General features: G+C 70.1%; 9 protein-coding genes and 1 tRNA gene. 6 read left to right on the top strand and 4 right to left on the bottom strand.

Annotated features, from left to right (window positions below; genetic code table 11):
* Positions 1-65 precede the first annotated feature (65 nt).
* The 5 genes from JNO44_RS18950 to JNO44_RS18930 all read left to right on the top strand — a co-directional run bounded on the left by JNO44_RS18950 (position 66) and on the right by JNO44_RS18930 (position 5,613).
* Complete coding sequence (locus JNO44_RS18950; RefSeq protein ID WP_205370054.1) at positions 66-572, top strand: FtsB family cell division protein; 507 nt, start codon at positions 66-68, stop codon at positions 570-572.
* Between the two features lie 123 nt (positions 573-695).
* Positions 696-1,247 (top strand): DUF501 domain-containing protein, encoded by a 552-nt coding sequence (locus JNO44_RS18945; RefSeq protein WP_205365381.1) that lies wholly within the window; start codon positions 696-698, stop codon positions 1,245-1,247.
* A complete protein-coding gene (locus tag JNO44_RS18940; protein ID WP_205365380.1) occupies positions 1,244-2,242 on the top strand; it encodes a Ppx/GppA phosphatase family protein in 999 nt (332 codons plus the stop codon). The genes JNO44_RS18945 and JNO44_RS18940 overlap by 4 nt, the downstream gene beginning before the upstream one ends.
* Before the next feature lie 471 nt (positions 2,243-2,713).
* Entirely contained in the window at positions 2,714-4,102 is a 1,389-nt protein-coding gene (locus tag JNO44_RS18935; RefSeq protein WP_073443097.1) for an NAD(P)/FAD-dependent oxidoreductase, read from the top strand.
* A 200-nt stretch (positions 4,103-4,302) separates the two neighbouring features.
* Entirely contained in the window at positions 4,303-5,613 is a 1,311-nt protein-coding gene (locus tag JNO44_RS18930; RefSeq protein ID WP_205365379.1) for a class I SAM-dependent methyltransferase, read from the top strand.
* Positions 5,614-5,699: 86 nt separating this feature from the next.
* Here the strand turns inward: JNO44_RS18930 and JNO44_RS18925 are convergent, their stop codons facing one another.
* A complete protein-coding gene (locus JNO44_RS18925) occupies positions 5,700-8,231 on the bottom strand; it encodes an ABC transporter permease (RefSeq protein WP_205365378.1) in 2,532 nt (843 codons plus the stop codon).
* A gap of 63 nt (positions 8,232-8,294) precedes the next feature.
* On the bottom strand, positions 8,295-9,131 hold the full coding sequence (locus tag JNO44_RS18920; protein ID WP_205365377.1) for an ABC transporter ATP-binding protein: 837 nt from the start codon (positions 9,129-9,131) through the stop codon (positions 8,295-8,297).
* Positions 9,132-9,613: 482 nt separating this feature from the next.
* Here JNO44_RS18920 and JNO44_RS18915 point away from each other — a divergent pair.
* A tRNA-Leu gene (locus JNO44_RS18915) sits at positions 9,614-9,695 on the top strand.
* A 115-nt stretch (positions 9,696-9,810) separates the two neighbouring features.
* Here the strand turns inward: JNO44_RS18915 and JNO44_RS18910 are convergent.
* Positions 9,811-10,980, bottom strand: coding sequence for a glycosyltransferase (locus JNO44_RS18910; protein WP_073443103.1), 1,170 nt, complete (start codon positions 10,978-10,980; stop codon positions 9,811-9,813).
* A complete protein-coding gene (locus tag JNO44_RS18905) occupies positions 10,980-13,829 on the bottom strand; it encodes a bifunctional glycosyltransferase/CDP-glycerol:glycerophosphate glycerophosphotransferase (RefSeq protein ID WP_205370052.1) in 2,850 nt (949 codons plus the stop codon). The genes JNO44_RS18910 and JNO44_RS18905 overlap by 1 nt, the downstream gene beginning before the upstream one ends.
* Positions 13,830-13,912: the final 83 nt, after the last annotated feature.

Genomic DNA, 13,912 nt, shown 5'->3' with positions numbered 1-13,912 from the left:
GGACGTACGTCATGACGACCGCCGTGACGACGTCAGGACGGAAGCTGAAGGGGAGGCGAGACGACGTGCCCGCGGACCGGTTCTCCACCGCGACCCGGCTCAAGGCGCTCGGCGAACAGGCCGCCGCCCGCGTCCACCGCGCCAAGCGACGGCCCCGCCGCAACCGCCTCACCGGCCGGGCCGCCCTGCTGGCGCTGGTGATGTGCTCGCTGGTGGTCGCCCTGGCGTACCCGATAAGGCAGTACATCTCCCAGCGTTCGGACATCGCCGACCAGCGCCGCAAGGCCCAGGACGCCGCCGCCGCGCTCGACCGGCTGCGCGACGAGAAGGCCCGCTGGCAGGACCCGGCCTACGTCCGGCAACAGGCCCGCCGGCACCTGCACTACGTCATGCCGGACGAGACCGGGTACATCGTCCAGGACGGGACCGGGGTCCGCGCCGCGCCCAAGGGAGCGGCGGCGGCCCAACGCCCCTGGTACGACAAGTTCTGGGAAGACGTGGACCGCGCTGACGGCGCCGCCCACGCCGACACCGCCCACGCCCCCGACACCCCCGCGGTCACCAAGCGGTAGCCCGCACCGGCGGGTAGCGGCGAGACTGTACGGGCGGGCCCGCACACGGCCGTACGGCACGCCCTCGCCGTGCCTCCGCCCGGCCCGTTCGTCACTCACCACCGGCCCTCACCGAAAGCGCACATGGACACGCCCCCGCCCCAGACCGAGCCCACCGAGCCCACCGCCGCGGACATCGCCGCCTTCAAGGAGCAGCTCGGCCGTCCGCCGCGCGGCCTGCGCGCCATCGCCCACCGCTGCCCCTGCGGCCAGCCGGACGTCGTCGAGACCGCACCGCGCCTGGAGGACGGCACCCCCTTCCCCACGCTCTACTACCTCACCTGCCCGCGCGCCGCCTCGGCGATCGGCACGCTGGAGGCCAACGGCGTGATGAAGGAGATGACCGAACGGCTGGCGACCGACCCGGAGCTGGCCGCCGCCTACCGCGCGGCCCACGAGGACTACATCCGCCGCCGGGACGCCATCGAGGTGCTCCAGGGCTTCCCGAGCGCGGGCGGCATGCCCGACCGGGTCAAGTGCCTGCACGTGCTGGTCGGCCACTCGCTGGCCGCCGGCCCGGGCGTCAACCCGCTTGGCGACGAGGCGCTGGCCATGCTGCCCGAGTGGTGGAAGAAGGGCCCCTGCGTGAGCTCGTGCGGGGAGACCGTCGAGACCGACGAGGGAGCGTCCGAGTGAAGCGTGTCGCCGCTGTCGACTGCGGTACCAACTCCATCCGCCTGCTGGTCGCGGACGTGACGCTGCCCGACGGCGCCTCCGGCGAGCTGAAGGAGCTCGACCGCCGGATGCAGATCGTCCGGCTCGGCCAGGGCGTGGACCGCACCGGGCGGTTGGCGCCGGAGGCGCTGGAGCGGACCTTCGCGGCCTGCCGGGAGTACGCCGCGGTGATCAAGGACCTGGGCGCGGAGCACGTCCGCTTCGTGGCGACCTCGGCCTCCCGCGACGCGGAGAACCGCGCGGACTTCGTCCGCGGCGTGGTGGACATCCTGGGCGTGGAGCCCGAGGTGATCACCGGCGACCAGGAGGCGGAGTTCTCCTTCACCGGCGCCACCAAGGAACTGACCGGCCACCCGCACATCGAACTCCCCTACCTCGTCGTGGACATCGGCGGCGGCTCGACGGAGTTCGTGCTCGGCAGTGCCCACCCGTCGCCCGCCACCGCCCTCCCCGGAGATGCTGCGCATCACAGCTCTGTGAGGGCCGCCCGCTCGGTGGACGTCGGCTGCGTGCGGATGACCGAGCGCCATCTGCTCCACGACGGCCGGATCACCGACCCGCCCACCGCCGCCCAGATCGCCGCCATCAAGGCGGACATCGCCGCGGCCCTGGACCGCGCCGAGGAGACCGTCCCGCTGACCGAGGCCGCCACCCTGGTCGGCCTGGCCGGTTCGGTGACCACCGTCGCCGCCATCGCGCAGGGCCTGGACCACTACGACTCCGCGGCCATCCACCACTCCCGGATCTCCCGGGCCACCGTCCGCGAGGTCACCGAGCGCCTGCTGACCTCCACCCACGCCGAGCGGGCGGCGATCCCCGTCATGCACCCCGGTCGGGTCGACGTCATCGCGGCCGGCGCCCTCGTGCTGCTGTCGATCATGGATCGCATCGACGCCGACGAGGTCGTGGTCAGCGAACACGACATTCTGGACGGAATCGCCTGGAGCCTCGCCTGACGAGCGGTCCCCGCACGGGGTCCGGAACGGCGCCGCAGCCGCTGCCCATATCGGGCTTTTCGCGCGGGCGCGGCGCCGTCTGAGCGGGTTTCAGGGGCTCCGGAGGGGGTCTCGGGGGGCGCCCGGAAAAAAGGTTCGTGAAATCCTTCACATGAAAAACCCGCCTCCCGGGCGAACTATGGGGCCATCCGACCCTCATTCGAAGGTCCTAGGACTCATCTGCCCGAAGAATGCGGGGTCTACGGTGGGTCTCCACTGTGTGACAGGAGTGTTCCCGCGGGGTGTGGTCTAGCCGCTCACAGGCGGACAAGCCCTGATCAATAGGGGTATCCAACGTGTCGCGTTATACCGTGGTTCCCCGAACGCGCTATGGCGTCGGTCACGAAGCCGGCGGAGTGTAGCAGATGCCTTCGTGATTCTTGTGAAGGGGCTCACGAGCGACCCCCCATGTGGGGGTGGATACTCGATTGCATGAGCACCACGGAGCGTCCCAGGATCCTCGTTGTAGGCGGTGGGTACGTAGGCCTGTACGCGGCACGCCGCATCCAGAAGAAGATGCGGTACGGCGAGGCGACCGTCACGGTCGTCGACCCGCGCTCGTACATGACGTACCAGCCCTTCCTCCCTGAAGCTGCGGCCGGCAGCATCTCCCCCCGTCACGTTGTGGTCCCGCTGCGGCGCGTGCTGCCCAAGGCGGAGGTCCTCACCGGCCGGGTGACCACCATCGACCAGGACCGCAAGGTCGCCACCATCGCCCCGATCGTGGGCGATGCGTATGAGCTGCCCTTCGACTACCTGGTCGTCGCGATGGGCGCGGTCTCCCGTACCTTCCCGATCCCCGGCCTGGCCGAGAACGGCATCGGCATGAAGGGCATCGAGGAGGCCATCGGCCTGCGCAACCACGTCCTGGAGCAGCTGGACAAGGCCGACTCCACGACCGACGAGGAGGTCCGCCGCAAGGCGCTGACCTTCGTCTTCATCGGCGGTGGCTTCGCCGGTGCGGAGACCGTCGGCGAGGTCGAGGACATGGCCCGCGACGCCGCGAAGTACTACAAGAACGTCAAGCGCGAGGACATGCGCTTCCTGCTGGTCGACGTCGCGGACAAGATCCTCCCCGAGGTCGGTCCCAAGCTCGGCGCCTACGGCAAGGAGCACCTGGAGTCCCGGGGCGTCGAGGTCTACCTCAAGACCGGCATGAAGTCCTGCGTCGACGGCAACGTCGTCCTCGACAACGGCCTCGAGGTGCTCTCCAACACCATCGTGTGGACCGCCGGCGTCAAGCCGAACCCGGCGCTGTCCCGCTTCGGTCTGCCGCTGGGCCCGCGCGGCCACATCGACACCGCCGCCACCCTCCAGGTGCAGGGCACCGACTACATCTGGGCCGCGGGCGACAACGCCCAGGTTCCGGACATGGTCGGCCGCAAGAACGGCAACGAGAACGCCTGGTGCCCGCCGAACGCGCAGCACGCGCTGCGGCAGGCCAAGGTCCTCGGCGACAACGTGGTCTCCGGCATGCGGGGCTTCCCGCAGAAGGAGTACAGCCACGCCAACAAGGGCGCGGTGGCGGGCCTCGGCCTCCACAAGGGCGTCGCGATGATCGTCATGGGCAAGATGAAGATCAAGCTCAAGGGCCGTCTCGCCTGGTACATGCACCGCGCGTACCACGGCATGGCGATGCCGACGTTCAACCGCAAGATCCGGGTCTTCGCCGACTGGACGCTGGCCACCTTCCTCAAGCGCGAGGTGGTCTCGCTGGGCGCCATGGAGAACCCCCGCGAGGAGTTCTACGAGGCCGCCAAGCCGGCCCCCGCTCCGGCCGCCGCGGCCGACGGAGGCAAGCCGAAGGCCAAGGCTTCCTGAACCATCGGTCGGGTACTCCGACCAGCCCGAAGGGCGTCCGCCATCCGTGGGGCGGGCGCCCTTCGGCGTGCCCGGGTATGGCTGAAAACGGGCGGCATGTTGTTCTCTTGCAGGCGAACGGGACTATATGGGCGCCCACTTGGCGTTTAGGTGGTGGGTGAAACTTCTTTGCCCGACTCGTCATGACGGAGGTGTGCGACATGGCCGGTGCCGCTGGACGGCTCACCAACCTTGCCGAGGAGGTTCTGGGGGCCCCGCTCCCGGTGCGGATCCGCGCCTGGGACCGCAGCGAGTCCGGCCCCCCGGACGCCCCGGTGCTCGTCATCCGCAATCGCCGGGCGCTGCGCCGACTGCTGTTCAAGCCAGGTGAGTTGGGCCTGGCCCGGGCCTGGGTGGCCGGTGACATCGACGTCCAGGGCGACCTCTACGAGGCGCTGGACCTGCTCGCCGGGCTGATCTGGGAACGCGGCAGCGCCGGCCCGAAGGCGCCGCGTGCCGCCGTGCTGCGCGCCCTGGCCCGCCCCGAGATCCGCGCCGCCGCCAAGGAACTGCTCTCCCTGGGCGGCCTCCCGGTCCCGCCCCCGCCGCCCGTGGAGGAGGCCCGCCCGCGCCGCGGGGCGCTGCACTCCCTGCTCCGCGACCGGCAGGCGATCAGCCACCACTACGACGTCGGCAACGACTTCTACGCGCTGGTGCTCGGCCCGTCCATGGTCTACTCCTGCGCCTACTGGGAGACGCCGGACGCGCCTTTGGAGGACGCCCAGCGCGACAAGCTCGACCTGATCTGCCGCAAGCTCGGCCTGGCGGAGGGGCAGCGGCTGCTGGACGTGGGCTGCGGCTGGGGCTCGATGGTGCTGCACGCGGCCCGCGAGTACGGCGTCCGGGCGGTCGGCATCACGCTCTCCGAGGAGCAGGCCACCTACGCCCGCAAGCGGATCGCCGAGGCCGGGCTCGCCGACCGGGTCGAGATCCGGGTGCAGGACTACCGCGAGATCGCCGACGGGCCGTTCGACGCGATCTCCTCGATCGGGATGGCCGAGCACGTCGGCCGGGCCCGGTACGCGGAGTACGCGGGACTGCTGTACGCGCTGCTCAAGCCCGGCGGGCGGCTGCTCAACCACCAGATCGCACGCCGGCCGCTGACGGACGAGGAGGCGTACCGCGTCGACGAGTTCATCGACCGCTATGTCTTCCCCGACGGGGAGTTGGCCCCGGTGGGGCGGACCGTCGGCCAGCTGGAGGAGGCCGGCTTCGAGGTGCGGGACGTGGAGGCGATCCGGGAGCACTACGCGCTGACGCTGCGTCGGTGGGTGGCCAATCTGGAGGCCCACTGGAGCGAGGCGGTCCGGCTCACGTCCCCGGGCCGGGCCCGGGTCTGGCGGCTCTACATGGCCGCCTCGGCGCTGTCGTTCGAGCGCAATCGCATAGGGGTCAACCAGGTGCTGGCGGTCCGTACGCCGGACTCCGGCGCCTCCGCGCTGCCGCTGCGGGCCCGGGACTGGCGGGGCTGAACCACCGGGCAACCACGGCCGAGGGCCCCGTTCCCCGCACCAGGGCGGGGGAACGGGGCCCTCGGGCCGTCCGGGAGGGCTGCCGGCTACTCCGCCTTGATGGCCTGGAGCATGTTGAGCTTCGCCGCCCGGCGCGCCGGCCACAGCGCGGCCAGGACGCCCACCAGCGCGGCCACCGCGAGGAAGACGGCCATCCGGCCCCACGGCATCACCAGCTCGTAGGTCGGCAGCGAGCCGCTGACCAGCTCACCGGCCGCCCAGCCGAGGAACACGCCCAGGCCGATGCCCAGCACCCCGCCGAAGAGCGAGATCACCAGCGACTCCAGCCGCACCATCCGCTTGATCCCGCGGCGGTCCAGGCCGATGGCACGCAGCATGCCGATCTCCTGGGAGCGCTCGAAGACCGACATCGCCAGGGTGTTGATGACGCCGAGCACCGCCACGATCACCGCCATGGCCAGCAGGCCGTAGACCATGTTCAGCATCAGCGTGAAGGTCTGGGCGATGGCGTTGGAGACGTCCTTCTTGTCCGCGACGGTGATCGCCGGGTTCTTGCCGAGCGCCTTGACCAGGGAGTCCTTGGCCTCGGGGGTGGCGCCGTGCGCGGTCTTGACCATCACCTGCATGTCGGTGGCGTGCTTCTGGTGCGGCGCGAGCGTGCCGTTGTCCAGGATGATGCCGCGGATCACCTGGTTGCCCTGGTAGATCCCGCCGATGGTCAGCGTGCCCTTCTTGCCGTCCTCGAAGGTCACCGGCAGCCGGGAACCGACGTGCCAGCCCTTGAACTTGGCGAGGGAGGCGTCCACGACGGCCCGGTCGCCGTCGAGGGTGCCGAGCGCGCCCTCGGTGAAGTCGAGCTGGGTGAGCCGGCCGAAGTCCTTGCCGTTGACGCCGGTCAGGTACTCGGTGTCGGCGCCGATGCGGGACGGGGAGTTGCGCAGCGGGCTGGACGCGGTGACCCCGTCCACGGCCGCGAGCTTCTGCGCCACGTCCGGGGAGAGCGGGGACCGGGTCGCCATGGAGACGACGTAGTCGGCCTTCAGGGCGGAGGTGGCCATCTTGTCGATGCCCTGCTGCACGCTGCCGGCGATCACCGTCAGGCCGGTGATCAGGGTCAGCCCGATCATCAGCGCGGAGGCGGTGGCGGCCGTCCGGCGTGGGTTGCGGACGGCGTTCTGCCGGGCGAGGGTGCCGGATATCCCGAAGAGCCGCAGCACCGGGGAGGCCAGCGCGATCAGCGGGCGGGACAGCAGCGGCGTCAGCACGAACACGCCGATCAGCAGCAGTGCGGCGCCCGCGCCCATGGTGACCTTGCCGTCGGACATCCCGGTGGCGACCAGGACCGCGGCCGTGCCGGCGCCCGCGAAGAGCGCGCCGATGATGTTGCGGACCACCAGCGACTTGGTGGTGGCGGTGGCGTGCACGCTGTTCATCGCGGCGACCGGCGGGATCTTCGCGGCCCGGCGGCCGGGCAGCCAGGCGGCCAGGACCGTGACGACGATGCCGACCACCAGGGCGATCAGGATCGTGCTGGGCGAGATCACCAGCGGGCCGTCGGGCACCTTCGCGCCGGTGGCGTTCATCAGCGAGCGCAGGGCGGCGCCGATGCCGATACCGGCCAGCAGGCCCGTCACCGCGGCCACCGCGCCGACCACGAACGCCTCGGTCAGCACCGAGCGGGTGATCTGGCGGCGGCTGGCGCCGACCGCGCGCAGCAGCGCCAGCTCCTTGGTGCGCTGGGCGACCAGCATGGTGAAGGTGTTGGCGATGATGAAGATGCCGACGAAGAGCGCGACGGCGGCGAAGCCGAGCAGGCCGGTCTTCATCCCGTCCATGCTCTGCGCGATCATCTTGGCCTGCTCGTCGGCGAGTTGACGCCCGGTGGTGGCCTCGGTGCCCTGCGGCAGCACCTTCTCCACCGCGTCCTTCAGCGCCGCCTGGGAGGTGCCCGGGGCGGCCTTGATGTCGATCTCTTCGAACCGGCCGGGTGCCGCGAACAGCTTCTGGGCGGTGGCGGTGTCGAACAGTGCGAGGCTGCCGCCGGCGCCGACCCGGGCGTCGTCGGTGGTGAAGACGCCGGTCAGCTTCTGCTCCCGGACCGGGCCGTCGACGGATATCCGGACGGTGTCGCCGACCTTGTAGCCGCCGCGGTCGGCGGTGTGGGCGTCCAGCGCGATCTCGTGCGGGCCCTTGGGGGCGGTGCCGCTGCGCATCGGATAGCGGGCGTCGGTGCCGTTCGGGCCGGGGGAGTAGTTGCCGCCGAGGGTCGAGAAGCCGTCGCCGATCATCGTGCCGTGCTTGTCGGCGATGGCGGTGAAGCCGGAGACGGTGCCGGTGGCGGAGGCGGCGCCCGGCAGGTGGGCGGCCGTCTCCAGCAGCTTCTGGTCGAGGGCGGGGCGGGCCCCGGGGGCGCCGTCGGCGCGGTCGGAGCCGCCGCGCTGGATGGCCACGTCGACGTTGTCGAAGCCCTTGCGGGCGGTGTTTTGGAGGGCGTCGGAGAGGGTGGAGGTGAAGACCAGGGTGCCGGAGACGAAGGCCACGCCGAGCATCACGGCGAGCACGGTCATCAGCAGCCGGGCCTTGTGCGCGAGCACATTGCGCAAGGCGGTACGGAACATGGGTGGGTCAGTCCTGGAGGAGTGGTCCGGGGTGTCCGGGGTGCGGGAGGTGGCTGCTGCCGGTCAGTTGACGCGGCCCGTGGCGTCGAGGCCGGGGGTGCGGGGCCGCGCGGCGGAGCCGCTGGTGTTACCGCCCCCGGAAAAGCCCAGCATGCGTTCCAGCACCATGTCGGCGCTGGGGTCGGGCATGTCGTCCACGATCCGGCCGTCGGCCAGGAATATGACGCGGTCCGCGTACGACGCGGCGACCGGGTCGTGGGTCACCATCACCACCGTCTGGCCCAGTTCGCGCACGGAGTTGCGCAGGAAGCCCAGGACCTCGGCGCCGGAGCGGGAGTCGAGGTTGCCGGTGGGCTCGTCGGCGAAGATGATCTCGGGCCGGGAGGCCAGGGCGCGGGCCACCGCCACGCGCTGCTGCTGGCCGCCGGAGAGCTGGCTCGGGCGGTGCTTGAGCCGGCCGGAGAGGCCGACGGTCTCCACGACCCGCTCCAGCCAGGCGCGGTCCGGCTTCCGGCCGGCGATGTCCATGGGGAGGGTGATGTTCTCCAGGGCGGTGAGCGTCGGGAGGAGGTTGAACGCCTGGAAGACGAAGCCGATCTTGTCGCGCCGGAGCTGGGTGAGCTTCTTGTCCTTCAGCCCGGTCAGCTCGATGTCGCCGATCTTCGCCGAGCCGCCGGAGATCGCGTCCAGGCCGGCCATGCAGTGCATCAGCGTGGACTTGCCGGAGCCGGAGGGGCCCATGATCGCGGTGAACTGGGCCTGGCGGAAGTCGACGGAGACCGCGTCCAGGGCGACCACCTGGGTCTCGCCCTGTCCGTAGACCTTGCTGAGATCCGTGGCGCGGGCGGCCACCGCGGTGCTGCGGCCGGCGAAGGTGACGCCGGAGTGGGTGGTGGTCACGGGAAGGGTCTCCTGTCGGGACGAGGAACGGGCCGCTCCCGCACGGCGCGGTGGCCGCGGCGGGTGGCGGAACATCGGTTTCCATCGTCCGGCAGCGCATTGTGCCCGGACGTCAACCCGTGTGACCGTCCTTGGGCCACCCCCAGGGATTAGCTCCTCGCGCTCCGTCATCCCTGGGTATGAGGTCGTCCCTGAGGCCGATGGGGCCGGTGGGGTGCCGGGCGGGCATTGCCGGAGGGCGCGCGAAGGGCGTTGGGGCGCCGTCGCAGAGGCGTCGAATTTTCGTCAATTCGGGGTCGAATTTCGCCCTCGCGACCACCGGCGAACATGGGCTCCAGGCATGTGCCGGAGGCTCTGTCGGTCGCTGATGCACCCTCAGTTGCCAATAAAATAAGACAACCTCGGGATGAGCGGCCGATCCGCCTGGTGCGCTGCGGGCTACGCTCGTGCTGCCTTCTATGAGGAGGCATGGGGGACCCCACGCCCGGATGGTGGAATGCAGACACGGCGAGCTTAAACCTCGCTGGCCTTCGGGCCGTGCCGGTTCAAGTCCGGCTCCGGGCACTTCCCGCGGGCAGCGGGACAAAGACCCGTAGATACCTGAATATTCAACATGTATCACGAGGCGGGGCCGCCGGGAAAACCCGGCGGCCCCGCCTCGGTATTGCGTGGTGGCGGCTCAGCGCTCCACGAGCGCGAACAGCGCCTCCCAGCGGCCGACAATCTCGTCGGTGGAGAACCGCTGGATGTTCTCCCGGGCCGTCTCGCCCATCCGGTCCCGCAGCTCCTGGTCCGACATCAGGGTGTCGAGGTGCCGGGCGAATTCGGTGATGTTGCCGGGCGGGGCCAGGAAGCCGTCCGTGCCGTCCGTGATGATCTCGCGGACGCCCGGCGCCACGTCGAAGGCCACACACGGCACCGCGGTGGCCATCGCCTCCATCGGTGCCAGCGGGAAGCCCTCGCCGCGCGAGCTCAGTGCGAACACCGCGCTCTCCCGCAGCGCTCCGGCGACGTCGCTGGTCCGCCCCATCCACTCGACCGAATCGGTCACCCCCAGCTCGGCCGCCTGCTTGCGCAGCGCCTCGGCCTCCTCACCGGAGCCGTAGATCCGCAGCGTCCAGTCCGGGTGCTGCGGCGCGACCTTCGCCCACGCCTCCAGGAGCAGGTCCACGCCCTTCTCCTCGTGCAGCCGGCCGATGCTCGCCACGACCTTCTGGGACCGGTCCGAGGGGACGTCGGGGAAGAACGGCAGCGGATTCGGCATGAAGCCGACGTTGTCCATCCGCTGGCGGATCCACTTGTCCGCGTCCTCGCGGGTGAGCGGCAGCATCCGGTCGACGTCCTGGTAAAACCGCTTGACGCGGGCGAACCGGGACGACCGGCGGCAGGTCTCGAACGACTCGTGGCTCATTCCGATGACCGCCAGCCCGGCGGTGTCGGCCAGCGCCACCCACTCCATCGCCCACACCTGGGTCACGATCACCACGCCGCCCGGCCGCGCGCCCCGGAACAGCGTGGTCATCTTCGCGGCCTGCTCGTGCATCCCGGCCTCGCGGGCGGTCCGGCGGCGCTGCTCGACGACGTTCAGCTTGTCCCGCAGGCCGCGCACCGGGCGCACGCTCGGCGGGTGCACGTCGTAGAGCGTGGTGGTCCGGTACGGCAGATCGGGACCGAGCTCGTGGACCCGGCCCTCGGGGGGCGGCACGATCCCGATGACGTGCACCCGGTGGCCCTGCTCGGCGAACAGGCGCGCCATCTGGTGCGACCAACTGGTGATGCCGCCCAGCTCGTTGACGCTGTTGGAGACGAAGAAGATGTCCCGCGGCTCGGCTGCGTTCGACTTGGTCATCAACGGCTCCACTGCGCAAAGAACTGGTCGACGATGCTCTGTGCGGCGTCGCCCTGGTCGTATTCCCCGAACTTGGCGACGAATTCCTTGCGGTCCTTGGCGTATTCCAGCTGCTGGGACTCGAAAGACGCCACGGTCTCGAAGAAATCCTCCTCGGTGCGCACTACCGGCCCTGGTGCGTGTTCCAGCAGATCAAAGTACGTTCCGCGGCCCTCGTGCACATATTCGTCGTAGTCGTAGGTGAAGAACACCAGCGGCCGGTCGAGCAGCGCGTAGTCGAACATCACCGACGAATAGTCCGTGACCAGGCCGTCGGCCAGCTCCAGGATCGGGGTGATGTCGTGGCGCGCCGAGACATCGATCACCCGGCCCTGCACGGTCGGCGGCAGCACCACGTGGTTGAGGTAGTGCGAGCGGACGAGCAGGACGTAGCGGTCGCCGAACTGGTCGGCGAAGCGCTCCACGTCGAAGGGGAGCGCGAACCGGCCGTGCCGGCCGCCCGCCTTGCGGAACGTCGGCGCGTACAGCAGCACCTTCTTGTCCGCGGGGATGCCCAGCTCCGCCGCCAGCGGGCCGCGCTCGCGGCGGCCCAGTTCGGCCTCCCGCAGCCGGGCCTTGACCAGGGCGTCGTTGCGCGGGTAGCCGACCCGCAGCAGGGTCTTCTCCTTGAGGCGGAACGCCTTGGCCAGCGTCCGCGCGTCGTGCTCGGTGCGGCACACGAACCGGTCGAAGCGGTCCAGCGAGCGCTGCTGCTCGGCCTGCTGCTGGCGGGTCTGCGCCTTGAGCGAGGGCTGGTCGAAGCCCATGTTCTTCAGCGCCGAGCCGTGCCAGGTCTGGATGTAGGTGGTCTCGGGGCGCTTGGTCAGCTTCAGCGGGTAGCTCTGGTTGTCCACCCAGAACTCCGCCTGCGCCAGCGCCTTGAGGTACGGCAGCGACCAGCGCTTGACCAGGGTGGCGTCCTTGGGGAAGTCCTTCGGGGACCCGGCGTAGGCCCAGATCGCCTCGAACTCCAGGCCCTGCCGGCGCATCTCCTCGTAGATGGCGCGCGGGCTGTCGCTGTACTGCTTGCCCAGGTGGCTCTCGAAGACCACCGTGCGCTTCTTGATCGGCAGCCGGCTGAAGACCTCGTGGTACGCCCGGAGCTTGGTGTCCCCGGAGGTGAGCGTCTTGCGCAGCGCCTTGGCCTTGCGGAAGCCGGACTTGGCCAGCGCGCCCGGCTTGCCGTGGACGCTCCTGGAGATGAGCTCCTGCACGCGCTCGGCGCTCTGGCCCTCGCTGATCAGGCGGAACGCCAGGTGGCCCTTGGAGGAGATGTGCGGCTCGATGTGGTCGGCGACCATCCGGGTCAGCCGCGGCCGGATCGGCAGCGGCGCGCCGGCCAGCTCGGTGTCGGCCACCGTCAGCCGCGACGTGGTGTGCACCCCGTCGACGGTCAGGCGCAGCCGGACGTCCCAGATGGTGTCGACGATGCCCAGCGGGCGCAGCCGCGCGGTGACGTCCGCGGTGGTCTCCCACGCCACGGCGTCGCCCTCGTGGCGCAGGGTGGTGACCGGGAAGGTGAAGGACTGCAGGCTGCGGCGGCGGGCGCTGAACTCCAGCTGGCCGGCGAGCTTGGCGCCCTCGGGGATCGCACCGAGCGGGTTGGTGATCCGACCGGCCAGCGAGACGGTGTTGCCCGCCTCGGAGAACCGGGTGAGCTGGTTGCGCAGGAAGAGCTGGTTGACCGGCTTCTCGTGGTAGCCGATGTCGGTCACGTCCAGCACCTGGCGGCCGAACGCGTCGTCGACGTGGCCGTCGCACCAGTAGATCCGGCCGTCGTGCTGGGCCAGCGGAGAGGAGAGCTTGTCGCGGTTGATGAGGGTGTCGACCGCCGGGATGAGGTTGTCCCAGTCGCCCTTCTGGAGCAGGTAGGCGCAGATGGCCTGTATCGGCAGGACCCGCTCGTACGCCTCGGGCGCGAGGTCGGCGAGGTACTCCTGGGAGAGCGCGGCGAACTCCTGGCGGTACGCCTCGTCGCGGAAGGGCAGGTCCCGCAGGTGGAGCACCAGGTCGTGCTTGAGGAACTTGACGTCCTTGGCGAGCTTCATCTCGCTGAGGCCGCGCTCGGCCAGCAGGGCGTCGATCCGCCGGTGGACCTCCAGCCGGTGGATGTAGTTGGTCATTTCGTGCCGTCGGTTCGTCACCGACTTCACGGCGGCCTTCTCGAAGACGTTCCAGAAGTAGACCTGATTGGGAATCAGCGTGATGCGCTTCGCCGCGAGGTAGGCGTCGGCGATAAACATCAGGTCCTCGTAGAACATCCCCTTGGGGAAGCGGAGATCGTTCTCGATGAGGAATTCGCGGCGGTAGCATTTGTTGGTGGAGAGGGTGTCCCACACAAAAAGGTCCGGCAATTCCGTAACGGACTCAAAGGTGCGAGTCGTGGAATACAGCCAGGCGTACCACTCGTCACGCTTCTGGTTCCGGGTGTCCTTGTGGATTCGGACACACAGACCGGAGACGATGTCCGAGCCGGTTTCCTCGGCGGCCTCCAGCAAATTGCGGCAGGCGTTGTGCTCCAGGACGTCGTCACTGTCCAGGAACATGACGTACTGTCCCCGGGTGTGCTGAATGCCGAGGTTCCGCGGCTCGCCGCCGGCACCGCTGTTCTCCGGCAGCTGGAAGGCTCTGACCCGCTCGGGATGGGTGGCCGCGAGCGCCTGCGCGACCTCGAAAGAACGGTCGGTGCTGCAATCGTCGACGATCACCACCTCGACGTCCCGGAGTGTCTGATCCAGCACGGACTGGACCGCGGTCGGCAACCGGTCGGCGTCGTTGTAGACAATGACGACTACTGAGACGTCAGGCACAGGCACCTCAACCCTCTTTCGCTGCTGTTTCCGGCCAGAATAGCCCCATCTGTACACGGGGTTTACGACCACCCGCACCCGGA

The sequence above is a fragment of the Streptomyces noursei genome (assembly GCF_016917755.1).
In the GTDB taxonomy this organism is placed as follows: Bacteria; Actinomycetota; Actinomycetes; order Streptomycetales; family Streptomycetaceae; genus Streptomyces; species Streptomyces yunnanensis.
Note: the sequence above shows the minus strand (reverse complement) of the source record. Positions and strands in the feature narration are given on the sequence as shown.